Here is a 22,247-nt window from a genome sequence, read left to right as displayed (position 1 = left end):
CGGCGCCACTGCCTGCCGGCCGCGACGGCCCTCAGTCACGAGACCACGGCCGCGCCACGACTGGAGACCGCACCGGCCCGGCGGACGCCGTGCGCCACGGGGCCCGCACGGACTGCCGTATGCACCTACGGCGACACGGGCAGCCGCAGCAGCGCCGGTCCGCCGGGGAGCCGGATCTCCAGGAAGTCGATGTCCCCGCGCCGCAGCGGCGTGCCGATCGACAGCTCGGCCGTGTCCTCCGGGACGGCGTACCAGCTGGCCAGGCGGCGCTCGCGGCCGTCGCTTTGGACGGCCACCAGCACGTAGTCGCCGCCCGTGGCGCCGCGGTAGCTGCACGACATGTCCACTTTGGTGCCCCACGCGGCCTCGGTCAGCTCGACGCTGGCCTGCACCGGGTACCGGCCGAGCGCGGTCATCGCATCGCCCTGTGGCCCCGAGCCGCCCGGCAGCACCACCGCGAGCAGCACCGCCACCCCCGCGGCGACGGCGGCGACGCCCGCAGCGACTGCCGCGACGAGCCGGTGCCGGCGTCGCCTGCGCACCGTGGCCAGCAGGGACGGGAGCAGGTCGGGTGGCAGGGGCTCCGGTGCGAGCTGGTGGGCGACGTCGACCTGCGCCAGCAACCCCGGCATGCCCGCGAGCTCGCGCACCGAGCGCGAGCACGCGTCACAGTGCCGCAGGTGCTGCTCGAACGCGGCCCGGTCACCGGGCGAGAGGGCACCGAGCACGTAGGCGGCGTCGTAGGTGGCGAACGGATCCGCCTGCGTGTCGTACGCGCCGAAGGGGTCGCTCACCGCGTCACGCCCCTCTCCTCCAGCACCAGCCGGAGTGCGCGCAGGGCGTAGTGCGTGCGGGACTTGACCGTCCCCTCCGCGACACCGAGGCGCGCGGCCGCGTCGGCGACCGACATGCCCTGGAAGTAGCAGAGCGTGAGCACCTCGCGGTGGCGCGGGGACAGCTCGTCGAGCGCGTCCGCGACGATCCAGCCCTGCACCGCGCGCTCGGTGTCGTCGGGCACCGGCAGTTCGGGTGGCGCATCGGTCGTCACCTCGGCCCGGGCGGCCGCGGCGCGCCACCCATCGATCGCGATCCGGCGCGCCACCGTGAACAGCCACGCTCGCGCCGACCGCTGCGACTGGTCGAGCACCTTGGGGTTGCGCCACGCCCGCAGCAGCGTCTCCTGCACGACGTCTTCGGCGCGCGCCCGCTCGCCCCCGGTCAGCCGCAGGGCATACGACCAGAGCGCGGCCGCGTGCTCGTCGTGCAGGGCACGCATCAGCTCCGACTCGGCCTCCTCGGTCACACGCGCCCGCTCTCCCGCTCGGCCCGGGTGACGCGGGGCGCCAGCAGCGTCAGGCCGAACACCACGCAGGCGACCTCGGTGACCACGCCCCAGATCTCCTCCTGGGTCGCGAACTGCTCCTGCACCCCGAAGAACCCGACCGTCAGGGACAGCACGTACGCGCCGAGCGTCGCCAGCCCGAATCCGACGGCCGCCAGCGCGGGCAGCCAGTGCCGCCACGCGAGGACCGCGATGGCGATGACCACTCCCGCCACGACGTTGACCAGGAACAGCGGGCCCACGACATCGGTGTCGCGCGCCCAGTCGAGCCAGACGACCCAGTGCACCCATGCCGAACCGAGCAGGCCCAGGACCACCATCACCCGCAGCACCCAGCCGACCATCGTTCACTCCTGCCCACTCGGAAGTCCTACTCCCGTGACACGAGGCAGGCCCTGATCCGGTTCGACCACGACCGGGATTGAACCGAACGGCGAGCCCAGCCGTGTCCCCACACATGACTGCCCAACCACATACCCGACGCACCGTCCTCACGACCGGTGCCGCCGTTGCCGGAGCCGCTGCGGGAACCGTAGCGCTGGCCGCCTGCGGTGGCGACGAGAACACGACCGCGCCCGCTCCCCCGTCGCAGCCGGCGGCCGACGCGCCGGCCGGCACGCAGCTCGCCGCACTCGGCGAGGTCCCGGTCGGCGGAACGAAAGCCGTGAAAACGCCCGACGGCCGGGACGCCGTGCTCTCCAGGCCGAGGCAGAACCAGGTCGCGTGCTTCAGCGCGGTCTGCACGCATCAGGGTTGCAAGGTCAACGCCGAGGGTGCCCAGCTGGTGTGCCCGTGCCACGGCTCGGTCTTCGACGCGTTCACCGGTGACGTCAAGGAAGGACCGGCCGACCAGCCGCTGCCCGCCATCGACGTCCGCATCCAGAACGACCGGATCGTCACCGCCTGAGGGCGGCCTGGATCGCCGGCGGGGCGTGCAGCGTCGCGCGCCCCGTCAGCCCGTCCAGGTGAACAGCTCGTCACCGGCTCGCACGGCGGTCCCCGGACGCGGCCGAGTGAGTGCCTCGTCCTGGGCGTCCAGCGCGATCACCGGGACGATCGGCGAGTACCCCGCCGCGCGCACGGCGTCGGGGTCCCAACCGACGACGGGCTGGCCCGCCCGCACCTGTTCGCCTTGCACGGCGTGCAGGATGAAGCCCTCGCCCTTCTGCTTCACGGTGTCGATGCCGAGGTGCACGAGCACGGCCCGGCCGTCCTCGCCCGCGACGACGAACGCGTGCGGGTGCAGGGTCACGATGGTGCCATCGATGGGCGCGACCGCGTCGGCCCGGCCGCCCTCCGGCTGGACCGCCACTCCTGGGCCGACCATGGACTGCGCGAACACCGGGTCGGGGACCTCGGACATGGCGACGAGCGTGCCCGCGACCGGGCTCTGCACGGCGATACTCACATCAGGTCCTGGATGTCGGAAGCGATCGTGTCGGCCTCCGGCCCCACGACCACCTGCACCACGTCGCCGACCTTCACCACGCCGTGCGCTCCCGCCTTCTTCAGCGCGGGCTCGTCGACGAGCGAGCCGTCCTCCAGTTCGCAGCGCAGCCGCGTGATGCAGCCTTCGATGTCGATGACGTTGTCCGCGCCGCCGAGCGCCGCAAGGATCTTCTCGGGCCTGTCGTCCGCCATCGCGGCCTCCTGACTCGTCCGCTTGTGCCGTGCACGAACCGTAGCGGGTTGACACCCGGTCGGGTACGGAGCATTCTGCCCCGATCAATGGTCTAGACCGGAACGTAGCACCCGGCGTGTCGACGCGAGAGGCGGATCTGGCGATGGACGCGGTCACCGGTACGCCCGCCGGTGCGGGTCGGCGACCGCCCCGCACCGGCCACGGCGGACTGTCCCCGGGCGGCCCCACCGGGTACGGTGCCGCGGTCGCCCGGCTGCCCCGAGCGGACACGACGTCCTGCTGCCGCGGAGACCGGCACCAGATGACCACGACAGTGGACCGGAGTTCCCCGGATTCCGGCCCCTTGGCGGAACATGGAGGACCCTCATGAGCGATCGCGCCACGGGAAAGGGCAGGAGGCTCGCCGGGCTGCAACGCTTCGGCCGGAGTCTCATGCTCCCGATCGCCACGCTCCCCGCGGCCGGCCTGCTCTCCCGGCTCGGTCAGGACGACATGCTCGGCCGGTGGGAGGCCACCGCGGACGTCGCGAAGGTGTTCGCGGCGGCGGGCGGCGGGCTGTTCGACTGGCTGCCGCTGCTGTTCGCGGTCGGCATCGCCGTGGGGTTCGCGCGCAAGGGCGACGGCTCCACCGGTGTGGCGGCCGTGGTCGGGTTCGTGGTGTTCAACAAGGTCGTCCAGGTTTTCGCACCCATCGAGGACCTCGAGGGCTTCGACCAGGGCTGGTACCTGCAGCCGGTGAAGTGGCCCTACAGCGTGCTCTCCGGCGTGATCGTCGGCCTGGTCACCGCGGTGCTGTGGCAGCGCTTCTACCGCATCAAGCTGCCGCCGTACCTGGCCTTCTTCGGCGGACGGCGGTTCGTGCCGATCATCAACTCGATCGCCCTGCTCGTGCTGGGTGTCGTGTTCGGACTGATCTTCCCGGTCATCGACGCGGGCATGCAGAACCTCGGTGAGGCCGTGACGAGCGACGCCGTCATCGGCGGCGGCGTCTACGGCTTCCTGAACCGGCTCCTGATCCCGCTCGGCCTGCACCAGCTCATCAACGTTCCGGTGTGGCTGGTCTTCGACGGCGGCGACATCAACAACTTCTTCGACGGCGACCCCAACGCGGGCGCTTTCATGACCGGCTTCTTCCCGATCTTCATGTTCGCGCTGCCTGCCGCGGCGCTGGCGATGTGGCAGAGCGCCCGGCCCGGGCAGAAAAAGGTCGTCGGCGGCATCATGCTCGCGGCGGCGCTCACCGCGTTCCTCACCGGTGTCACCGAGCCGATCGAGTTCGCCTTCATGTTCGTGGCGTGGCCGCTGTACCTCATCCACGCCGTGCTCACCGGCATCTCGCTGGCACTGGTGAACGCGCTCGACATCCACCTCGGCTTCTCGTTCTCCGCCGGTGGCATCGACTTCCTGCTCAACGCCGGTGCGCCCGCCGCGAGCAACGCCTGGCTGCTCATCCCGATCGGGCTGGTGTACGCGGTGATCTACTACGTGCTGTTCCGGTGGGCGATCACCAAGTGGAACCTGCGCACGCCCGGGCGGGAGGACGACGAGTCCGCCGCCGAGACCCCACAGGAGCGCTCCGGCACCGGCGGTGACGACGCGAAACCGTCCGAATCGGCCACGGCCTGACCGGAGGGACACCCAGCGATGCCGCAACGACGTGTGACGGTGGCCAGCGCGGTCGGGCTGCACGCCCGGCCCGCCGCTCTCGTCGCGAAGGCCGCCGCCGCACAGCCGGTGACCGTCACCATCGCCAAGGACGGCTGTGATCCGGTGCCCGCGGGCAGCGTGCTGAACCTGATGACGCTCGGTGCCCGGCACGGTGACGCGGTGGTGATCGCCGCCGACGGCGACGGTGCCGAGGAGGCGGTCGACGCGATCGCCGAGCTCGTCGCCTCCGACCTGGACGGCTGACCCGGATACCCGTCGCCGGGCGGCCGGCGGCGGGTATTGCCGGAGCGCGCCCTGGGTACCCCGCGGGCATGAGACGACGGCGTGAACCACCCCGGACGAGGGAGGACTACGCCCGCGGACTGCCCGACTACCACGACCCGACCGGCGGGTTCGGGGGCGCGGCACCGGCGTACAGCGCCCTGACGCTGCGGATCGTCCTCGCCGCGCTCACGACCGTGCTGGCCATCGGTGCCGCCGTGCTGTTCGCCGTGAACGGCATCGTCTGGGCGACCGTGGCCATGTGCGTCCTGGCGGTCGCCATGCTCGTCGATCTCGGTTGGGTCGTGCACCGCAAGCGCCGGGGCGAACCCGGCTGAGCGGGGAAGGAGGTCGTTGCGCCCCATGCGCGAAACACCCACCACCACCTGCCCCTTCACCGACCGTCGCGACGGCGGGCGCCGGCTCGCCGAACTCCTGCGTGATCGCGAGTGGGTCGAGCCCGTGGTGCTCGGCCTGGCGCGCGGCGGGGTACCGGTGGCCGCCGAGGTGGCCGAGGCACTCGACGCGCCGCTGGGCGTCGCGGTCGCGCGCAAGATCGGCGCACCGGGGCATCCCGAGTTCGGGATCGGCGCCGTCACGGCATACGGGCCCGCCATCTACGACGAGCAGAGCGTGCGGATGCTGGGCCTCGGCCGCGAGGAGCTCGAGCAGGCCTGCGAGGAGCAGCGGGCCGAGGCACTGCGCCGGGTCGAGACGTACCAGCGTGGGCTCGAACCCGAGCGCGTCGAGGGCCGCGATCTGATCGTCGTCGACGACGGCCTGGCCACCGGAGTCACCGCTACGGCCGCGCTGCGAGCCCTGCGCCAGGAGAGCCCCCGCAGGCTGATCCTGGCCGCGCCCGTGTGCGCCGCGCAGGCCGTCGCCGGGTTGCGCGCCGAGGCGGACGCCGTCGTCTGTGCGTGCGAACCGGCCGACTTCCGGGCCGTCGGCCAGTGGTACGACGACTTCGCGCAGGTGACCGACGACGAGGTGATCGACCTGCTCTCCCGGAGGTGGACGGCGTGACGGTGCCCTTCGCGATCGAGGCAGGCGCCGCCTCGCTCCCCGGTGACCTCACCGTGCCCGCCGACGCGGTGGGCGTGGTCGCGTTCGCCCACGGCTCCGGCAGTTCCCGGCACAGCCCGCGCAACGTGGCCGTGGCCCGCTCCCTGCAGGACCACCGGCTGGCCACGTTGCTGTTCGACCTGCTCAGCGCCGAGGAGGACCGCGACCGGGAGCTCCGCTTCGACGTGGAGTTGCTCGCCGGCCGGCTGGTCGAAGCGGTCGACCGGCTCGCCGACCACGGCGACACGCGATCGCTGCCCCTTGGCCTGTTCGGCGCCAGCACCGGTGCCGCCGCGGCCCTCCTCGCCGCGGCGCGGCGGCCCGGCCGGGTGCGGGCGGTCGTGTCCCGGGGCGGCAGGCCGGACCTCGCGCGTGCCGCGCTCGCGGACGTGCCGTGCCCGGTACTGCTCGTCGTCGGCGCTCACGACGAGCAGGTGCTGCGGCTCAACGAGCAGGCGGCCCGGCAGCTCACCGCCCCGCACGAGGTCGAGGTGGTACCGGGTGCGAGCCACCTGTTCGAGGAGCCCGGCACGCTCGAACGGGTCGCCGAGCTGGCGGGCGACTGGTTCGACCGCCACCTCACCGGCCGCTGACCGCACCCGCTGCTTAGGGTGGGCCCATGGACAGCCTGCGGATGATCGAGCAGTGGCCCGTGCCCCACGCCGCGACGGCGGTGGTCGGCGCCGACGGCACCCTCCTCGGCAGTCATGGGGACACGCGGCGGGTGTTCCCGCTCGCGTCGGTCACCAAGCTGCTCACCGCCTACACGGCGCTCATCGCGATCGAGGAGGGCGTCGTCGAGCTCGACACGCCCGCCGGTCCCGAGGGCGCGACCATCCGGCACCTGCTCGCGCACACCGCCGGCCTCGGCTTCAACGAGCACAAGGTCTACGCCCCGCCCGGGCAGCGCCGGATGTACTCCAGCGCCGGGTTCGAGCAACTCGCCGACGCGCTCGCCGAGCACTCGGGCATCCCGTTCGCCGACTACCAGGCCGAGGCACTGTTCCAGCCGCTCGGCATGGCGGCCACCCGGCTCAACGGCTCACCGGGCGCGGACGCCGAGTCCACCGTGGACGACCTCGTGGCGTTCGCCGCGGAGCTGCAGCAGCCGAAACTGCTCGCGCCGTCGACGGTCGCCACCGCCACGACGGTGGCCTTCCCCGGGCTGAACGGGGTGCTGCCCGGGTTCGGCCACCAGAAGCCCAACGACTGGGGACTGGGGTTCGAGATCCGCGACCACAAGAGTCCACACTGGACCGGATCGAACAGCTCCCCGCGGACGTTCGGCCACTTCGGACAGTCCGGCACGTTCCTGTGGGTCGACCCCGACGCCGGTGCGGCGTGCATCGCGCTCACCGACCGGGCCTTTGGACCGTGGGCCGCCGAGGCGTGGCCCGCCTTCACCGACGCCGTGCTCGCCGACCTCAGCCGGTCATGACCCGGATGGGCTCGCCCGCCTGGTAGGCGGCGATGTCCTCGACGGCGCCGCGGTAGAACACCTCGTAGAGATCACGCACGACGTAGCCGATGTGCGGCGTCAGGATCGTGTTCGGCAGCGACCGCAGCGGGTGGTCGGCGGGCAACGGCTCCGTGGCGTACACGTCGATCGCGGCTCCGCCGATGCGCCGTTCCCGCAGAGCCTCCACGAGTGCCTGCTCCTCGACGATCGGGCCGCGGGAGGTGTTCACCAGCCACGCGGTCGGTTTCATCGCGGCCAGCTCCGCGGCACCGAGGAGACCGCGAGTACGCCTGCTGAGCACGAGGTGGATCGTGACGATGTCGGACTCGCGCAGGAGTTCCTCCTTCGACACCGCCGTCACGTCGTGCTCGGCCGCCTTCTCCTGCGTGAGGTTCTGGCTCCACGCGATGGTGCGCATGCCGAAGGCCTGCCCGACGCGGGCGACGCGGGAGCCCAGCCTGCCGAGGCCGATGATCCCGAGCGTGGCGCCGTGCAGGCTCCGGCCGACCGTGCGCTGCCAGCCACCGTCGCGCATGGACGCTTCCTCGGTCGGCAGGTTGCGCATAGCGGCGAGAATCAGCGCCCAGGTGTGCTCGGCCGTGGGGTGCGGCAGGTAGCCGGTGTGCGAGACGACGATGCCGCGCTCGGTGGCGGCTTTGACGTCGATGGACGGGTTCCGGTCGCCCCCGAGGCTCACCACGAGCTTGAGCTCCGGCAACCGTTCCAGTACCTCGGCGGGCAGCGGCGTGCGTTCGCGCATCGCCACCACCACCTCGCAGTCCGCGAGCCGGCGGACCAGCTCGTCCTGGTCGGCGATGTGCTCGGTGAACACCTCGACCTCGGCGTTCAGCGAGTCCCAGTCGGCGAGTTCCCGTGCGATGTCCTGATAGTCGTCAAGTACGGCGATCTTCATGCCACAACGCTAGGCGAGGCGGACATCGACCCGGACGAGGTGGTGGTCGGACGCGTCGTTGAGCCGGGCCTGCTCCGACCCCGGCACCGGCCAGAACACACTGCTGCCGCGCACGACGAGACCGCGGGAGGGCAGGACGTAGTCGACGCGGAGGTTGCCGGGCGCGCCGTCGGAGAAGTCGGCGGTGTCGAAGCGCGGGTCGCCCTGGTGGGCGTCGTTGGCGCCGCCCTGCTCGCGCGACGCCACCACGGCGCCCAGGCTGGCGGGTCGCGGGTCGTGCACCCGCGGCGCCTCGAGCACCTGGGTGGCCGCGCTGTCGACGCTGTCGCCGTCGTAGGGGTCGGCGTTGTAGTCGCCCGCGATGACGAACCGCTCCCCCGGCCGCAGCCCGCCCCGCGTGCCGGCGTCGTCGTAGATGTAGCCGCCCTTGCCCGGCGTCACGTAGTCGGCCCAGAACCGGATCTCGTCGTGGTTGCGGGTGCCGTTGCGGTCCTCGGGGCCGTCGAAGCTGGGCGGGGTCGGGTGCGCGGTGAGGAAGTGGACCGTCCGGCCGCCGATGCGCACCGGCACGTCCCAGTGCGACTTCGACGACAGGCGCAGGACGTCGAGCGCGTGCGGCGAGTACCAGTCGGCGGGCTCGGGCGTCGCCGGATCGTCGGGCAGGAGGGCGCCCGGCATGTCCTTCCACAGGAAGTGCCGGAAGGTGCGGATCCGCTCGGTGTCGATCGGGTACTTCGAGAGCACCAGCATCCCGTACTGCCCCGCGAACTCGCCGAAGCCGTGGGCGTCGTTGCCGCCGCCGACGCGGCCGTCGCGGTCGAGGTCGAACCCGGTCGGCACGCCGGTGTTGACGGCAGCCGTGTACGCGTACGGGTACTCGATCGGCCGGGCACCGCGCTGGCCGATCTCGAGGTAGTTGTCGCGGAAGGCGTCGGCCGCGGCGTTGCCCGGCACGTAATCGAACTCGTTGACCAGCAGCACGTCGGGCCGGTTGCGTTGGATGACCTCGGCCACCTCGCGCGCCTGCGGGTCGTCCGGAGTGGACAGGTCGGCGAGCAGCTCGCCCTCGGCGGCCCGGTTGAGCGACGCGTTGAACGTCGCGAACCGGACGTCGCGGACGTGACCGCCGTTCCCTCCCGACGCCGCTCCGGCAGGCAGGGCGGACGCGAGCAGCACGACCGCGGCGGCAACAGGCACCCAACGTGATCGACGCACAGTCATACCTCCCAGATCATCGCCCACCTTAGGGGTGAAAGGTGAACGCTGGTCGGCATTCTCGTGCCCGCAGCGTGATGTTGGCGACGAGCGGTTCAGCCCAGTGGGAGTGGCACGGCGCCGCCGGTGGCGTCCGCGAGCGCGTCCCGCATCGCCTCGCGTGGCGCCGGACGTCCCGTGAACTGTTCCACCTGGCCGAACGCCTGGTGCAACAGCATGTCCAGTCCGGTGGCGATCCGGCCGCCCCGCCCGGCGACGGCGCTCGCCAGCGGTGTGGGCCACGGGTGATAGATCACGTCGAGCACGCACGGCACCGCGGCCAGCGCGGGCAGGTGCGGAGCGACGGCGTCCGGCGGCACGGTGGTGACGAGAACGGCGACACCGTCCGTGACCTCGTGGAAGTCGACGTCGGACCACCGCAGCACCTCGACCGCGAGGCCGGCGCGCTGGGCCGCCTGAGCCGTCTCCCGGGCGCGCGCCGGTTCCCGCACGACGAGCCGCACCCGCGTCAGCCCGAGCTGTGCGAAGGCGACGACGGCGGCCGCGGCCGTCCCACCCGCACCGAGGACCACGGCGAGGTCGCCGTCCCCGGCGTAGCCACCCGCGGTGCGCAGGGCACCCGTCACGCCGTCGACGTCGGTGCAGTCGGCGCGCCATCCGCCGGACGGCAGCGGCACGAGCGTGTTCGCCGCGCCGACCGCCGTCGCCCTGGGCGTGGCCTCCGCCGCGACCGCCAGTGCCGCACGCTTGCCGGGCATGGTCACCGACAGGCCGGCCCACTCCGGGCCGAGCCCGCCGACGAACTCCGGCAGGCCCTCGGCGTCCATCTCGATGCGCTCATAGGTCCAGTCCGGCAACCCCAGCGCCCGATAGGCCGCGCCGTGCAGTACCGGCGACAGCGAGTGCTGCACGGGGCGGCCGAGGACCGCCGCCCGGCGCGGCGCACTAGAAGACACCGCGCCTCCGCGCGTCGGCGACGTTCTGCTGGTGCTCGGAGTAGTCGTCGGCGAAGCACGAGAGCCCGTTGGTCTCGCACTTGACGAAGTACATCCATGCACCGTCGGCCGGTTCCTCCGCCGCGGTGATCGCCTCGGCGCTGGGTGCCGAGATCGGGGTCGGCGGCAGACCGGTGTTCTGGTAGGTGTTGTACGGACCGGCCCGGAGCCGGTCGTGGTCGTTGGTCCGTACCTCCGGCCGGTCGAGCACGTAGTTCACCGTCGAGTCGAACTGCAGCCGCTGCCCGGCCTCCAGCCGGTTGTAGATGACCCGCGCGACCTTGTCGAAGTCCTGCTGCACGGCCTCGCGTTCCACCAGCGACGCGATGATCAGGATCTCGTACGGCGTGTAGCCCGTGCTCCCCGCCGCGTCCGGCAGTCCGGCCGCCTGCATGCGGGTGGCGGACGTGGTGAGCACCTCGGTCAGCAGCCGCTTGGCGTCCCAGCCGGGCTGGACGTCGTACACGCCGGGCGCCACAAGGCCCTCGATGCGACGCCGCGGTTCGGCTCGTTCGGCACCCTCGATCGCCCACTCCGGAACGCCGAGCTCGGCCAGGTCGGCGGTTTCGGCGACCCGACGCAACTCCTCGACCGGCACGCAGGTGCTCTTGCCGTTGAGGTCGGCACACGACGCGGCCGACAGCTGCGCGAACACGCCGGGCGTCACCGAGCCGTCGGGCTGGGTGACGTCGTCGAGCTGCGTGCCCGCGCGCAGTTGCATCTGCCCGACGCGGGACGTCGGCTCGACGAGCTTGCCGACGGCGCCGGCGCCGGACATCCTCGTCTTCAGCACGTAGTAGCCCGGCTGGACGCTCAGCACGCGCTGGTCGTCCTCACTCGCGGCCACGAACGCCTCGGAACTCGCCACCACGTCCAGCTCCTGCAGCTTGGCCGCGATCGCGCCGGTGGAGTCCCCGTCCTCGACGTGGAGCAGGACATCGCGCTCCCCCGGACCGGGGTAATCCTCGTAGCCGAAGCCCAGGAGTTCGCGGGCACCGTAGTAGGCGCCCCCGGCCAGGAGCGCCAGCACCAGCAGCGCGGCCAGCCAGCCGAAGAGCCGCTTGCCGTGCCTGCGCCTGGTGCGCGGCGGCTCCTCGTCGTCGTCCCCGTCGAAGTACTGGGGTTCGGCGCGGTCCTCGTCGTAGTCCTCGTCGTAGTCCTCGTAGGACTCGTGGTCGTCCTCGTACTCGTCCGCCTCGTCGTCGAACCCGAGGTCGAGGATCTCGGTCGGATTCTCGTCCGGCGGCACGCCGTCGTTGGGCGAACGGCGTCTGCGGGCCGGCGGACGCGGCCTGCGCTCCGGCGGCGGGCCACCACGCAGGTCACCGGGCCGCCGGCCATGGGGTTCCGGGTCGGCCGGGGCGTGCCGGGGCCTGCGCGGCTGCGGGCGGGCGGGCGGCTGCTCCGGCGGCGCCTGCCGGGGCATCGGGTCCGTCTGAGGTGACCGATGCGGTTGCTCGGCGTGGGCAGGCCGGTGGGCGGGACGGAATCTGCGCCCGCCCGGACGGCCGGGACCGTCGTGTGGCGTCGTCATGCGGGGCCGGCTCCCCTCGCGATCGCCGCGCTGCGCGCGTCGAGCCAGCCCTGGAGGATCTCCACGGCCGCGGCCTGATCCACCACGGCACGTTGCTTGCGGCCCTTGACGCCGCGCTGGGAGAGCATGCGGCTCGCGGACACCGTGGTCAGCCGCTCGTCGGCGAGCCGGACCGGGACGGGCACGATCCTCCCGGCGAGCCGCGTCGCGTACGCGGCGGCGGTCTCGGCGGCCTTGCCATGGCGGTCGGCCAGCGTCCTCGGCAGTCCCACAATCACCTCGACAACCTCGTGTTCGGCGACGAGCCGGACCAGCTCGTCGATGTCCCCGTCCCCCTCGGCGTCCCGCGACAGGGTAACGAGCGGGCTCGCCAGGATAGGTGCCGGATCGCTGAGCGCCACGCCTACCCGGACCGACCCCACGTCCACGGCAAGCCGACGACCGGCGCCGGGATCGTGCTCCCCGGGCCGGTCCGGCCGGATGTCGTTCACGCCGCGGAGACGGCGTTCCGCAACGCCAGGATGGCCTGCTCGACGCCCGCGGGGTTGCTGCCGCCGCCCTGGGCCATGTCGGGCTTGCCGCCGCCCCGGCCGCCGACCGCCTCCGCGAACGACGGCACCAGCTTGCCGGCGGCGAGGCCCTTGTCGCGGGCCGCGGCGGTGGTGGCGACCACGAAGCTCACCTTCCCGCCGGACGGCGCGAACAGCGCGACCACGCCGGGCCGTGAGCCGAGCCGGTTGCGCACCTCGCCCGCGAGCGCGCGCACAGCGCCCGCGTCGATGTCGCCGTCCAGCTTCTCGGCGACGAGCGCGATGCCGCCGACGTCCTGGGCCTTCTCCGCCAGCGAACCCGCGGAGCCCAGCACCTGCTGCGTGCGGAGCTGCTCGATCTCCTTCTCGGCGGTGCGCAGGCGCGTCAGCACGTCCTCGATGCGGCCGGGCAGCTGCTCGGTGGGCACCTTCAGCGTCCCGGCGAGCTGTGAGACCAGCAGCTGCTCCTTGCGGACGTGCCGCAGCGCGTCCGTGCCGACGAGCGCCTCAACCCGGTGCACGCCGGACCCGATCGACGCGTCGCTGACGAGCTTCACCAGCCCGAGCTGGCCGATGCGCTCGACGTGTGTACCCCCGCACAGTTCGCGGGAGTAGTCGCCCATGTCGACCACCCGCACCTCGTTGCCGTACTTCTCGCCGAACAAGGCGATGGCACCGAGTTCGAGTGCCTTGTCCTTGGTGGTGGTGTAGGCCTGGACCTCGACGTCGGTCTGCAGGTAGTCGTTGACCTCTTCCTCGACCTCGGTGAGCACGTCCGAGGACACCGAGCCGGGCGTGGTGAAGTCGAACCGCATACGGCCCGGCGAGTTCAGCGAACCCGCCTGCGCGGCCCGCTTGCCGTACGCGCCGCGCACCGCGGCGTGCACCAGGTGGGTGGCCGAGTGCGACCGTGCGATGGACGCGCGCCGGGTGCCGTCGACCGACGCGGTCAGCTCCGTGTCGAGCGCCAGCTCACCACCGGTCACTTCGGCCCGGTGCACGTACAAGCCGGGCACGATCTTCTGGACGTCGTGGACCTTCAGCTCGACGTTCGGGCCCACCAGCACACCGGTGTCGGCGATCTGGCCACCGCTCTCGGCGTAGAACGGCGTACGGTCGAGGACGACCTCCGCCTGCCGGCCCTCGCTGACGACCGGCGCCGGCACGCCGTCCACGAGCAGGCCGACCACGCGACCGGTGGCCTGCAGGTCGGTGTAGCCGAGGAACTGCGTCTCGCCGTGCTGCTCGAGCAGCTGCCGGTACACCGACAGGTCACCGCGTGCGGTCTTGCGCGCGGCGGCGTCGGCCTTCGCCCGCTGGCGCTGCTCCTCCATGAGGGTGCGGAAGCCGTCCTCGTCGACCGAGAGGCCCTGCTCGGCGGCCATCTCCAGGGTCAGGTCGATCGGGAAACCGTAGGTGTCGTGCAGCTGGAACGCCTTGTCCCCGGCGAGGATCGTGCCGCCGGAGCGCTTGGTCTCCTCGGCCGCCATGTCGAAGATGCGCGAGCCGCTGGTCAGCGTCGAGAGGAAGGTCTCCTCCTCGACGCGCATCACGTCGCTGATCCGGTCGAAGTCGCGGGCGAGTTCCGGGTAGGACGGCGTCATCGCGTCCCGCACGACCTTCGCGAACTCCGGCAGCACCGGCTCGTGCACCCCGAGCAGGCGCACCGAGCGCACGATGCGGCGCAGCAGCCGGCGCAGCACGTACCCGCGCGCCTCGTTGCCGGGGGTCACACCGTCCGCGATCAGCATGACGCCCGAGCGGGCGTGGTCGGCGATGACCCGGAACCGCACGTCGTCGGCGTGGTCGGCACCGTAGCGGCGGCCGGAGAACTCCTCCGCCTTCGTGATGACCGGGCGCACCAGATCGGTCTCGTAGACGTTCTCGACGCCCTGCAGCAGGTAGGCGACCCGCTCGACACCCATGCCGGTGTCGATGTTCTTCTGCGGGAGCTCGCCGATGGGCGGGTGCCCCTTCTTCGGGCTCAGCTCACCCCGGATCTCCTGCATGAACACGAGGTTCCAGATCTCGAGGTAGCGGTCCTCGTCGACGGCCGGGCCGCCCTCGCGCCCGTACTCCGGGCCGCGGTCGTAGTAGATCTCCGAGCACGGACCGCACGGGCCGGGCACGCCCATGTCCCAGTAGTTGTCCTCCGCGCCACGGAACTGGATCCGCTCCGACGGCAGGCCCGCGACGTCCCGCCACAGCGCGGCCGTCTCGGCGTCGTGCTCGTACACGGTCGCCCACAGCCGGTCGGGGTCGAAGCCGAACCCGCCCTCGTCCTGCGAGGTGGTGATGAGCTCCCACGCCCGCGCGATGGCGCCTTCCTTGAAGTAGTCGCCGAAGGAGAAGTTGCCCGCCATCTGGAAGAACGTGTTGTGGCGGGTGGTCTTGCCGACCTCGTCGATGTCCCCGGTGCGCACGCACTTCTGCACGCTCGTCGCCCGCGGGTACGGCGGCGGGACCTCCCCGAGGAAGTAGGGCTTGAACTGGACCATCCCGGCGTTGACGAACAGCAGGGTCGGGTCGTCCAGGATCAGCGACGCGCTGGGGACCCGGGTGTGTCCGTTCTTCTCGAAATGGTCCAGGAACCGCTTGTTGATCTCGTGTGTTTCCACTGGTCTTCCTTGGGATGTGGCCGACAGCACCGGGGCGGGCCCGCGGCCGGGTGGTCAGGACGGCTGCGACGGCGGAGGGCGCGGCTGGCCGCTCAGCCCTCCGCCCGGCGAGCTCGCCCCGCGCGCGGCTCGGACAGCGCGTGCCGCCCGCGGGGCGGCACGGCACCACGCTCGGCGGCCGGCCTGGCCCGGACACCCGCACGCTGCTCCACGATGTCGTTCAGCTCCTGCTCCCGCTCGCTCATCCCCGCCCGGACGTCCGCGCCGAACGCGCCGATGGCGCCTGCGAGCTCGCGCACGGCGTCACCCAGGTTCGAGGCTAACCCCGCCGGAGTGGCTTGACGAGCGGTTTCGGTGGCCTTGCGCGAGAGCGCCACTCCGGCGGCGACGCCCATCCCCAGCCAGAAAAGCCGCTTCATCGCTTGTTCTTCCTCCCGCGGCGGAGCGAGTGCTTGCCGTTGTCCTTGCCCTTGCGGCGGGCACGCACGGCCTTCGTCAGCCCGTACGACAGCGCGGCCGTCTTGACCAGCGGGCCACCCAGAGTCGCGGTGAACACCGACGACAGCGCCGAGACGTTGCCCGACACGGCCTGCGCGTTGGCCGTGATGCCGTCGACACGCTCCAGCTGCGTGTTGACATGCGTGATGGTGTCGTTGGCCCCGTGCAGCAACGGATCGGTGTTCTCGTGCGCCTTGCGGATGGCGACCGTGGCCTCGTCCAGCGTGCGGCCGAGCTTGATCAGTGCGATCGCCAGGAACAACACCAGCAGCACGAAGGCGCCCGCGGCGATCAACGCGGCGATCTGCCCTGCCGACACGTGCCCTCCTTCAGGATCGGTGGCGACGTCGATTGCAGGTGAGGCTACCGTGCGCCGCCACGCCCGGCCGGAGAGCCCTGCCGTTCGGTGACCCTGCGTGTCGCGAGCCTGCGCACGCCGCGGTCAGCGACCGTCGCGGTGACCACGGACGGTCCGGCGCAGCCGCGGCACCCGCTCGGCGAGCGTGCGCTCGGCGCCTCGCTGGGTGGGCTCGTAGTAGTCCTTGCCGACCAGCTCGTCCGGCGGGTACTGCTGCGCCAGCACGCCCTCGGCGACGTCGTGCGGATACCGGTAGCCCACGGCGTTGCCGAGCGTGGCCGCACCGGCGTAGTGACCGTCCCGCAGGTGCGGCGGCACGGTCCCGACCCCGCCCGCGCGGACGTCGGCGAGCGCGGCATCGATGGCCGTGATGACGGCGTTGGACTTCGGCGCGGTGGCCAGATGCACGGTCGCCTGGGCGAGCGCGAGCCTGCCCTCGGGCATGCCGATGAACTGCACGGCGTGGGCGGCCGCGACCGCCGTCTGCAGGGCCGTGGGATCCGCCATACCGATGTCTTCGCTTGCGTGCACGACGAGCCTGCGGGCGATGAATCGTGGGTCCTCGCCGGCCGCGATCATGCGCGCCAGGTAGTGCAGCGCGGCGTCGACGTCGGAGCCGCGGATGGACTTGATGAACGCGCTGATGACGTCGTAGTGCTGGTCGCCGTCGCGGTCGTAGCGCACCGCCGCCTTGTCGACGGTCGATTCGACGGTGCCGAGCTCGATCACGCGGTGCTCGGTGGCCGCGGCGGCGTCGGCGGCGGCCTCCAGGGCCGTCAGCGCGCGCCGCGCGTCGCCCGCCGCGAGCCGGACCAGGTGTGCGAGGGCCTCGTCGGTGAGCTCGAACGTCCCGGCCAGGCCGCGTTCGTCGGTGAGCGCACGGGTGACGAGCTCGCGGACGTCGTCGTCGGTGAGCGGCCGTAGCTGCAACACCAGCGACCGGGACAGCAGCGGCGAGACCACCGAGAAGGACGGGTTCTCGGTGGTGGCCGCGACCAGCAGCACGGTACGGTCCTCGACCGCGCCGAGCAGCGCGTCCTGCTGGGTCTTGGAGAACCGGTGCACCTCGTCGATGAACAGCACGGTGTTCTCGGCGTTGTACCGGCGCCTGCGGCGTGCCTCCTCGATGACGCCGCGGACCTCCTTCACCCCGGCCGACAGTGCCGACAGCGCGACGAAACGGCGTCCAGTGGCCGTGGACACGAGGTTGGCCAGCGTCGTCTTGCCCGTGCCCGGCGGACCGTAGAGCAGCACCGACGCGGGGGCGGCGCCCTCGACGAGCCGGCGCAGCGGAGCGCCCTCCCCCAGCAGGTGTTGCTGCCCGACGACCTCGTCCAGGGTGCGCGGGCGCATCCGCACGGCGAGCGGCGACCCCGGGGGTGCGGGCGGTGGCGTGGTGGGCCCGGCCGGTTCCGGCGGTGGCGCCACGTCGGGGTTCACCGTGAACAGTTCGTCTTGGTGGTGCACACCTCGACGGTAGCGGCGACGGCCGACACCGGCTGCCCCTCCGTCGGTCACGCGGTGGCGACCTCCGGGGCCGGATCGGGTGCGGGGGCCTCGCGCTGCCTGCCCAGGGCGCTGCGCACGAGGATGCCGGCGGCGTAGGGCACGAGGTCCCGCCCGCGCCGCCACAACCAGGGCACGCCCTTCGCGACCAGCCACCCGACATGGTCGAGGGCGCTCGCCTGGGCGCCACCGGAGCACGCGAGGCTGACCGGGCGCGGCACGGCGACTCCCGCGCCGGCCAGCACGTCGGTGAAAGCCCGTGCCAGCAGCCGGTGCCCCCGCTCGGAAGGGTGCAGCCGGTCGACGCTCCAGGACGCCAGCTCGTAGGTGCCCGGGAGACGGTCCAGGTCGACACACGGCACGCCGTGCCTGCTCACCACGGTGTCGACGACGCCGTTGAGCTGGTCGATGCGCGCCTTGAGCGCCCGGCGCAGGGGCCCGGGCAGGCGGAACACCCGCCCGTGGTCGTGGAAGCGCACGGGCACGGGCAGCGTGCCCGCTGCCCGTAGCTGGGCCAGCACGTGGTCCAGGTCGGCGGCGAGCGCCCGCGGGTCGAAGTCCGACCGGAGCGTGTCGTTCATGCCGACGATGACCAGCGCGACGTCGGCTCGCCGGGCGAGCGCGTGTGGCAGCTGTTCGGTCCGTACGCAGCGCATGCGGGCGCCGGTGAACGCGCAGTTCAGGTAGCCGGCGGGTCCGATCCCGAGCGCGTCGGCGACCAGCGGACCGACGCCACGCCAGGCCCCGCCGGGCAGCGGGTCGCCGAGGCCGACGGCGGTCGAATCGCCAAGCACGACAAGCCGCCGCACCGGCACCGGAGGAGGGTTGGGGGTCGATGTCCGCGGGAAGGATTCGCACACCACGCGGACACCATCAGCCACCCACACTCACCGGCGGTGATGCGGGGGTAACGGAGCGGGGACGGACCGGCGAAGGCTTGGTACTACCGGAACGCCGGGTAGAGCGCGAGCTCCAGATTGGGGCCGAAGCGGACGTCGAGCGCATGGGCCACGGCCCCGGCGTGCTCGGCGATGTCGTCGTCCCGGTCGCGTTCGGCGTGCTCGCCGAGGTCGCGCCACCAGGTGACGAGCGCGGCGGCGCGCCCGGTCGGCGAGGCGTCGCGGCTGTCGCCGAGGCCAGGCAGGTGACGCCACGTCGCGTGCCACACGAGCAGCAGTTCGATGTCGAGCAGGTGGCGGGCGAGCGTCGCCTCGTCGGCGAACGCGGGCCACAGGTCCGCCACCTCGGCTCGCCAGGCGGCGATCATGGCCTCGCTCATGCCGGCGGGCAGGGCCAGCGGCTCGGGTCCGGACACGAAGGGCACCCGCAGGTGGGCGGCGTCGACCAGCGCGCTGCGCACCCGGCCGCGCTCGAAGTCGAGGAAGCGGACGCCGTCGCTGGTGACCAGGTTGTTATCTGGCCAGAGGTCGACGGGGCTGAACGCCCGGAAGGCGGCCGAGCGTGTCTGCTCGGCGGCGCGGGCGGCGATGTCGCGGACGGCGTCCGAGGTCACCACACCGAGCTTCTCGGCGAGCAGGTCCGGCGCGCGCGTGGTGGCGGCCGCCGGATCGGTGCCGGGGTTGTCGTCCTCGCGGAGGGCGTCCTCGGGTTTCGACCGGCCGCTCAGCCTGCGCAGGAGTGCGTTGAAGTCGGGCTCGCGGTTCGCGGTGCTGAAGTGCATGCGGCCCAGGGAACGCGCCCAGGAGAGCAGGGCGGTCTCGGCTGCCCGGCTGTCGGAGCCACGGAGCTTGTCCTCCAGCGTGGGCGCACGACCGAGGTCGTCGATGACGAGCACGCGGTGGTCGGCGCTGTGCGCGAGAATCTCCGGGCACGTGCGGTCCTCGGCGGAGAGCGCCGTGAACAGCTGGTAGCTGGCGGCCTCCCGGGCGAACGCGTCGTCCTGCCCGGGCGCCGGTGCGTCCGGGTAATGCTTGATGACGAGGGTCCTCGGCAGGGCGAACGGGGACGAGGCGACCCGCGCCCTGACGACCGTGGCCGGTCCGCTGCCCGCAAGGTCCTCGGCATCGATCAAGGAGATCGTGCTGCCGAACCGTTGCGTGAGGACCGACTCGGCAGCGGCGACGGCAGCGTCGACGGAGAGAAGTTCCGCTCCCGCTCCGACTGTCGAGTCATCGGTAGGAGAGGTGTCCACAGTCATTGGCTTCGACCCTACTAGTGAGAGAGCGACGATGACCACAATCCGGGCCATAACGTGAAAATCCTGGCTGGATTGTCCGGACTGATCGATACCCCCCGCCTGCAGGCCGGAAACCTGAGGACCGGCAGGGCGTGGCGATGATCACCAGGGCGCAGCCGCGCGTGTCGCGCCCGTCCGTGGTCCCCCGCGTGATGGCGATACCGGAGGTGCCTGGGGTTTTCCGCGTGCCTGCGCCCGGGTGGCCAGGCCGCCGTTGGTGGCCGCGGTGGTCGGCTTTCAGTCCGGCGTGTGTGGCGGAGCGGTACGGCCTCGGAGGGCGACGTTGGGCGGAGCGGTTGGCACGGCCGTGGCTCACTCGGCGAGCACACCGACACGCCCTCGCTCCCCGCCCTCTCGACGACTGCTGCTTGCCGAACTCCGTGGGCGCGCGTCGCACCGCGCGCGAGAAGGCGCTTTCCCAAGGCCATCTGCGGCGACTCGGCGCACTCGCGAGCAGCCACGTGCGCGCGGGCGAGCGAACCTCCAAGCCTGGCAGTCGCACGGGCGCGTTGGCGACCAGTAGGTGCTATGGCCCCGCCTGCCGTCCGCCGGCAGGCCCCGAAGGCCCCTCGCCCGGCCCGAGCTGGACGCAGCGCGGCAACCACCAGGGCAGGCGCGGACTTGGCAACCGGCGTGCTCAATCCACGGTGGCACCGCGAAACCGGCGGGCTCAGGCCTGCTTCTGTGGCTTGGCGTCCACGCCCGCTTCCTTGCGCTGCTCGGCCGTGATCGGCGCGGGCGCACCCGTCAGCGGGTCGTAACCGGCACCCGTCTTGGGGAACGCGATCACGTCGCGCAGCGAGTCGGCGCCCGCCAGCAGCATCACGATGCGGTCCCAGCCGAAGGCGATGCCGCCGTGCGGGGGCGGGCCGTACTGGAACGCGTCGAGGAGGAAGCCGAACTTCTCCTGTGCCTCCTCGTCCGACAGCCCCATCACCTCGAAAACCCGCTTCTGCACGTCCGCGCGGTGGATACGGATGGACCCGCCGCCGATCTCGTTGCCGTTGCAGACGATGTCGTAGGCGTAGGCCAGTGCATTGGCGGGATCGGTCTCGAACTTGTCGATCCACTCGGGCGTCGGCGAGGTGAACGCGTGGTGCACCGCCGTCCACTTCCCGCTGCCGACGGCGACGTCGTCGGTCTCGTCGGCGGCCTCGAACAGCGGCGCGTCGACGACCCATACGAACGACCAGCTGTTCTCGTCGATCAGGCCGAGGCGGTGGGCGATCTCCACGCGCGCCGCACCGAGCAGGGCACGGGCGTCCTTGGGCTTGCCCGCCGCGAAGAAGATGCAGTCGCCCGGCTTCGCGCCGACCGCGCCGGCCAAGTTCGCCTTCTCGTGCTCGGCCAGGTTCTTCGCGACCGGGCCGCCGAGCGTGCCGTCCTCCGCGACCAGCACATAGGCCAGCCCCTTGTGGCCACGCTGCTTCGCCCACTCCTGCCACGCGTCGAGGGTCCGCCGCGGCTGGTCCGCGCCGCCCGGCATGACGACGGCGCCCACGTACGGCGCCTGGAACACCCGGAACGGCGTGTCGGCGAAGAAATCGGTGAGCTCGGTGAGTTCCAGCCCGAAGCGCAGGTCCGGCTTGTCGGTGCCGTACTTCGCCATCGCCTCCGCGTAGGTGATCCGCGGGAACGGTGTCTGCACCTGGACGTCGACGAGCTTCCACAACGCCGACAGCACGTCCTCGGCGAGCTTGATGACGTCGTCCTGCTCGACGAAGCTCATCTCGATATCGAGCTGCGTGAACTCGGGCTGGCGGTCGGCGCGGAAGTCCTCGTCGCGGTAGCAGCGCGCGATCTGGAAGTAGCGCTCGAGACCGCCGACCATGAGCAGCTGCTTGAACAGCTGCGGGGACTGGGGCAGCGCATACCAGGAGCCGGGTTTGAGCCGGGCGGGCACCAGGAAGTCGCGGGCGCCTTCGGGCGTCGACCGCGTCATCGTGGGCGTCTCGATCTCGACGAAACCCTGATCGTGCAGGACGTTGCGCGCGACGCGGTTGACCTCGCTGCGCAATCGCATGTTCCGGGCCTGGGTGCCTCGCCGCAGGTCGAGGTAGCGGTACTTCAACCGGACCTCTTCGCCGACGTCGAGCCGATCATCGATCGGGAACGGCAGCACGGCGGCTTCCGAGAGCACCTCCAGATCGGTGACCAGGACCTCGATGTCTCCGGTGGGAATCTCGGGGTTCTCGTTGCCTTCGGGCCGCTTGGCGATCTCGCCGACCACCTTGATGCAGTACTCCGCACGAAGGTGGTGAGCTCGGTCCGCCATCTCCCCTTCCCGGAAGACGACCTGCGCGATCCCGCTGGCGTCGCGCAGGTCGACGAAGATCACTCCGCCGTGATCGCGCCGCCGGGCCACCCAGCCGGTGAGCGTGACGGTCTGGCCAGCCTGCTCGGCACGCAATGTGCCGGCGTTGTGGGTGCGAAGCACTTCGCAGGA

General features: G+C 72.1%; 23 protein-coding genes and 1 pseudogene. 7 read left to right on the top strand and 17 right to left on the bottom strand.

Translation table 11 applies throughout. The annotated features are described in order from the left end of the window. Nucleotides 1-125: 125 nt before the first annotated feature. Genes ACFSZT_RS17105 through ACFSZT_RS17095 form a run of 3 tightly spaced genes read right to left on the bottom strand, consistent with a single transcriptional unit; the run spans nt 126 to nt 1,686 of the window. A complete protein-coding gene (locus ACFSZT_RS17105; protein WP_377388832.1) occupies nt 126-794 on the bottom strand; it encodes a zf-HC2 domain-containing protein in 669 nt (222 codons plus the stop codon). Continuing rightward, nucleotides 791-1,303, bottom strand: coding sequence for a sigma-70 family RNA polymerase sigma factor (locus ACFSZT_RS17100; RefSeq protein WP_377388834.1), 513 nt, complete (start codon nt 1,301-1,303; stop codon nt 791-793). The genes ACFSZT_RS17105 and ACFSZT_RS17100 overlap by 4 nt, the downstream gene beginning before the upstream one ends. After that, the gene (locus ACFSZT_RS17095; RefSeq protein ID WP_377388836.1) at nt 1,300-1,686 is read right to left on the bottom strand and encodes a hypothetical protein; all 387 of its coding nucleotides are present in this window, start codon (nt 1,684-1,686) and stop codon (nt 1,300-1,302) included. The genes ACFSZT_RS17100 and ACFSZT_RS17095 overlap by 4 nt, the downstream gene beginning before the upstream one ends. Nucleotides 1,687-1,799: 113 nt before the next feature. Here ACFSZT_RS17095 and ACFSZT_RS17090 point away from each other — a divergent pair, with 113 nt between their 5' ends. Next, nucleotides 1,800-2,249 carry a Rieske (2Fe-2S) protein gene (locus ACFSZT_RS17090; protein ID WP_377388838.1) on the top strand — a complete coding sequence of 150 codons (450 nt, stop codon included), beginning with the start codon at nt 1,800-1,802 and terminating at the stop codon, nt 2,247-2,249. Between the two features lie 45 nt (nt 2,250-2,294). Here ACFSZT_RS17090 and ACFSZT_RS17085 read toward each other — a convergent pair whose 3' ends face one another. Continuing rightward, nucleotides 2,295-2,750 (bottom strand): PTS sugar transporter subunit IIA, encoded by a 456-nt coding sequence (locus tag ACFSZT_RS17085; protein ID WP_377388840.1) that lies wholly within the window; start codon nt 2,748-2,750, stop codon nt 2,295-2,297. Beyond that, nucleotides 2,747-2,992, bottom strand: a pseudogene (locus tag ACFSZT_RS17080) (glucose PTS transporter subunit EIIB); the annotation flags it as partial. The gene ACFSZT_RS17085 and the pseudogene ACFSZT_RS17080, both read right to left, overlap by 4 nt. A 358-nt stretch (nt 2,993-3,350) precedes the next feature. Here ACFSZT_RS17080 and ACFSZT_RS17075 point away from each other — a divergent pair. The 6 genes from ACFSZT_RS17075 to ACFSZT_RS17050 all read left to right on the top strand — a co-directional run bounded on the left by ACFSZT_RS17075 (nt 3,351) and on the right by ACFSZT_RS17050 (nt 7,416). Continuing rightward, nucleotides 3,351-4,610: a PTS transporter subunit EIIC gene (locus ACFSZT_RS17075; protein ID WP_377388842.1), complete on the top strand. Its 1,260-nt coding sequence runs from the start codon at nt 3,351-3,353 to the stop codon at nt 4,608-4,610. A gap of 18 nt (nt 4,611-4,628) precedes the next feature. Next, complete coding sequence (locus ACFSZT_RS17070) at nt 4,629-4,895, top strand: HPr family phosphocarrier protein (protein ID WP_377388844.1); 267 nt, start codon at nt 4,629-4,631, stop codon at nt 4,893-4,895. A 68-nt stretch (nt 4,896-4,963) separates the two neighbouring features. After that, entirely contained in the window at nt 4,964-5,251 is a 288-nt protein-coding gene (locus tag ACFSZT_RS17065) for a DUF6343 family protein (RefSeq protein WP_377388846.1), read from the top strand. A gap of 25 nt (nt 5,252-5,276) precedes the next feature. Further along, a complete protein-coding gene (locus tag ACFSZT_RS17060) occupies nt 5,277-5,939 on the top strand; it encodes a phosphoribosyltransferase (protein WP_377388848.1) in 663 nt (220 codons plus the stop codon). Further along, the gene (locus ACFSZT_RS17055) at nt 5,936-6,571 is read left to right on the top strand and encodes a dienelactone hydrolase family protein (RefSeq protein ID WP_377388850.1); all 636 of its coding nucleotides are present in this window, start codon (nt 5,936-5,938) and stop codon (nt 6,569-6,571) included. The genes ACFSZT_RS17060 and ACFSZT_RS17055 overlap by 4 nt, the downstream gene beginning before the upstream one ends. A 26-nt stretch (nt 6,572-6,597) precedes the next feature. Further along, nucleotides 6,598-7,416 carry a serine hydrolase domain-containing protein gene (locus ACFSZT_RS17050; RefSeq protein WP_377388852.1) on the top strand — a complete coding sequence of 273 codons (819 nt, stop codon included), beginning with the start codon at nt 6,598-6,600 and terminating at the stop codon, nt 7,414-7,416. Here ACFSZT_RS17050 and ACFSZT_RS17045 read toward each other — a convergent pair. The 12 genes from ACFSZT_RS17045 to aspS form a co-directional block, all read right to left on the bottom strand. Further along, nucleotides 7,403-8,350, bottom strand: a complete 948-nt coding sequence (locus ACFSZT_RS17045; RefSeq protein ID WP_377388854.1) for a D-2-hydroxyacid dehydrogenase family protein — start codon at nt 8,348-8,350, stop codon at nt 7,403-7,405. The two genes, ACFSZT_RS17050 and ACFSZT_RS17045, sit on opposite strands and share 14 nt — an antisense overlap. Nucleotides 8,351-8,359: 9 nt before the next feature. Then, on the bottom strand, nt 8,360-9,571 hold the full coding sequence (locus tag ACFSZT_RS17040) for an endonuclease/exonuclease/phosphatase family protein (protein ID WP_377388856.1): 1,212 nt from the start codon (nt 9,569-9,571) through the stop codon (nt 8,360-8,362). A gap of 89 nt (nt 9,572-9,660) precedes the next feature. Then, nucleotides 9,661-10,521 (bottom strand): shikimate dehydrogenase, encoded by an 861-nt coding sequence (locus ACFSZT_RS17035; protein WP_377388858.1) that lies wholly within the window; start codon nt 10,519-10,521, stop codon nt 9,661-9,663. Further along, nucleotides 10,511-11,986 carry an endolytic transglycosylase MltG gene (gene mltG / locus ACFSZT_RS17030; protein WP_377388860.1) on the bottom strand — a complete coding sequence of 492 codons (1,476 nt, stop codon included), beginning with the start codon at nt 11,984-11,986 and terminating at the stop codon, nt 10,511-10,513. Before mltG ends, ACFSZT_RS17035 begins: the two co-directional genes overlap by 11 nt. A gap of 104 nt (nt 11,987-12,090) precedes the next feature. Then, nucleotides 12,091-12,585: a Holliday junction resolvase RuvX gene (ruvX, locus tag ACFSZT_RS17025; protein ID WP_377388862.1), complete on the bottom strand. Its 495-nt coding sequence runs from the start codon at nt 12,583-12,585 to the stop codon at nt 12,091-12,093. Beyond that, nucleotides 12,582-15,242: an alanine--tRNA ligase gene (alaS, locus tag ACFSZT_RS17020; protein WP_377388864.1), complete on the bottom strand. Its 2,661-nt coding sequence runs from the start codon at nt 15,240-15,242 to the stop codon at nt 12,582-12,584. The genes ruvX and alaS overlap by 4 nt, the downstream gene beginning before the upstream one ends. Nucleotides 15,243-15,334: 92 nt before the next feature. Then, nucleotides 15,335-15,661: a hypothetical protein gene (locus ACFSZT_RS17015; protein WP_377388866.1), complete on the bottom strand. Its 327-nt coding sequence runs from the start codon at nt 15,659-15,661 to the stop codon at nt 15,335-15,337. Then, complete coding sequence (locus ACFSZT_RS17010) at nt 15,658-16,059, bottom strand: DUF948 domain-containing protein (RefSeq protein WP_377388868.1); 402 nt, start codon at nt 16,057-16,059, stop codon at nt 15,658-15,660. Before ACFSZT_RS17010 ends, ACFSZT_RS17015 begins: the two co-directional genes overlap by 4 nt. Nucleotides 16,060-16,182: 123 nt before the next feature. Further along, the gene (locus ACFSZT_RS17005) at nt 16,183-17,565 is read right to left on the bottom strand and encodes a replication-associated recombination protein A (RefSeq protein WP_377388870.1); all 1,383 of its coding nucleotides are present in this window, start codon (nt 17,563-17,565) and stop codon (nt 16,183-16,185) included. Between the two features lie 47 nt (nt 17,566-17,612). After that, nucleotides 17,613-18,398 carry an SGNH/GDSL hydrolase family protein gene (locus ACFSZT_RS17000; protein WP_377388872.1) on the bottom strand — a complete coding sequence of 262 codons (786 nt, stop codon included), beginning with the start codon at nt 18,396-18,398 and terminating at the stop codon, nt 17,613-17,615. Nucleotides 18,399-18,547: 149 nt separating this feature from the next. After that, on the bottom strand, nt 18,548-19,762 hold the full coding sequence (locus ACFSZT_RS16995; protein ID WP_377388874.1) for a phosphotransferase: 1,215 nt from the start codon (nt 19,760-19,762) through the stop codon (nt 18,548-18,550). A gap of 709 nt (nt 19,763-20,471) precedes the next feature. Next, complete coding sequence (gene aspS / locus ACFSZT_RS16990) at nt 20,472-22,238, bottom strand: aspartate--tRNA ligase (RefSeq protein ID WP_377388876.1); 1,767 nt, start codon at nt 22,236-22,238, stop codon at nt 20,472-20,474. Between the last annotated feature and the right edge of the window lie 9 nt (nt 22,239-22,247).

It is taken from the genome of Prauserella oleivorans (assembly GCF_042685745.1).
Taxonomy (GTDB): Bacteria; Actinomycetota; Actinomycetes; order Mycobacteriales; family Pseudonocardiaceae; genus Prauserella_A; species Prauserella_A oleivorans.
The sequence above is the reverse complement of the archived record's forward strand: the minus strand, read 5'-3'. Positions and strand labels throughout refer to the sequence as shown.

Excerpts from the sequence above, each read along its gene's own strand:
- ACFSZT_RS17050 (WP_377388852.1), top strand. The coding sequence starts at position 6,598 with ATGGACAGCCTGCGGATGATCGAGCAGTGGCCCGTGCCCCACGCCGCG.
- ACFSZT_RS17075 (WP_377388842.1), top strand. The coding sequence starts at position 3,351 with ATGAGCGATCGCGCCACGGGAAAGGGCAGGAGGCTCGCCGGGCTGCAA.
- ACFSZT_RS17045 (WP_377388854.1), bottom strand. The coding sequence starts at position 8,350 with ATGAAGATCGCCGTACTTGACGACTATCAGGACATCGCACGGGAACTC.
- ACFSZT_RS16995 (WP_377388874.1), bottom strand. The coding sequence starts at position 19,762 with ATGACTGTGGACACCTCTCCTACCGATGACTCGACAGTCGGAGCGGGA.
- ACFSZT_RS17060 (WP_377388848.1), top strand. The coding sequence starts at position 5,277 with ATGCGCGAAACACCCACCACCACCTGCCCCTTCACCGACCGTCGCGAC.
- ACFSZT_RS17040 (WP_377388856.1), bottom strand. The coding sequence starts at position 9,571 with ATGACTGTGCGTCGATCACGTTGGGTGCCTGTTGCCGCCGCGGTCGTG.
- ACFSZT_RS17095 (WP_377388836.1), bottom strand. The coding sequence starts at position 1,686 with ATGGTCGGCTGGGTGCTGCGGGTGATGGTGGTCCTGGGCCTGCTCGGT.
- ACFSZT_RS17065 (WP_377388846.1), top strand. The coding sequence starts at position 4,964 with ATGAGACGACGGCGTGAACCACCCCGGACGAGGGAGGACTACGCCCGC.
- ACFSZT_RS17070 (WP_377388844.1), top strand. The coding sequence starts at position 4,629 with ATGCCGCAACGACGTGTGACGGTGGCCAGCGCGGTCGGGCTGCACGCC.
- ACFSZT_RS17090 (WP_377388838.1), top strand. The coding sequence starts at position 1,800 with ATGACTGCCCAACCACATACCCGACGCACCGTCCTCACGACCGGTGCC.
- ACFSZT_RS17015 (WP_377388866.1), bottom strand. The coding sequence starts at position 15,661 with ATGAAGCGGCTTTTCTGGCTGGGGATGGGCGTCGCCGCCGGAGTGGCG.
- mltG (WP_377388860.1), bottom strand. The coding sequence starts at position 11,986 with ATGCCCCGGCAGGCGCCGCCGGAGCAGCCGCCCGCCCGCCCGCAGCCG.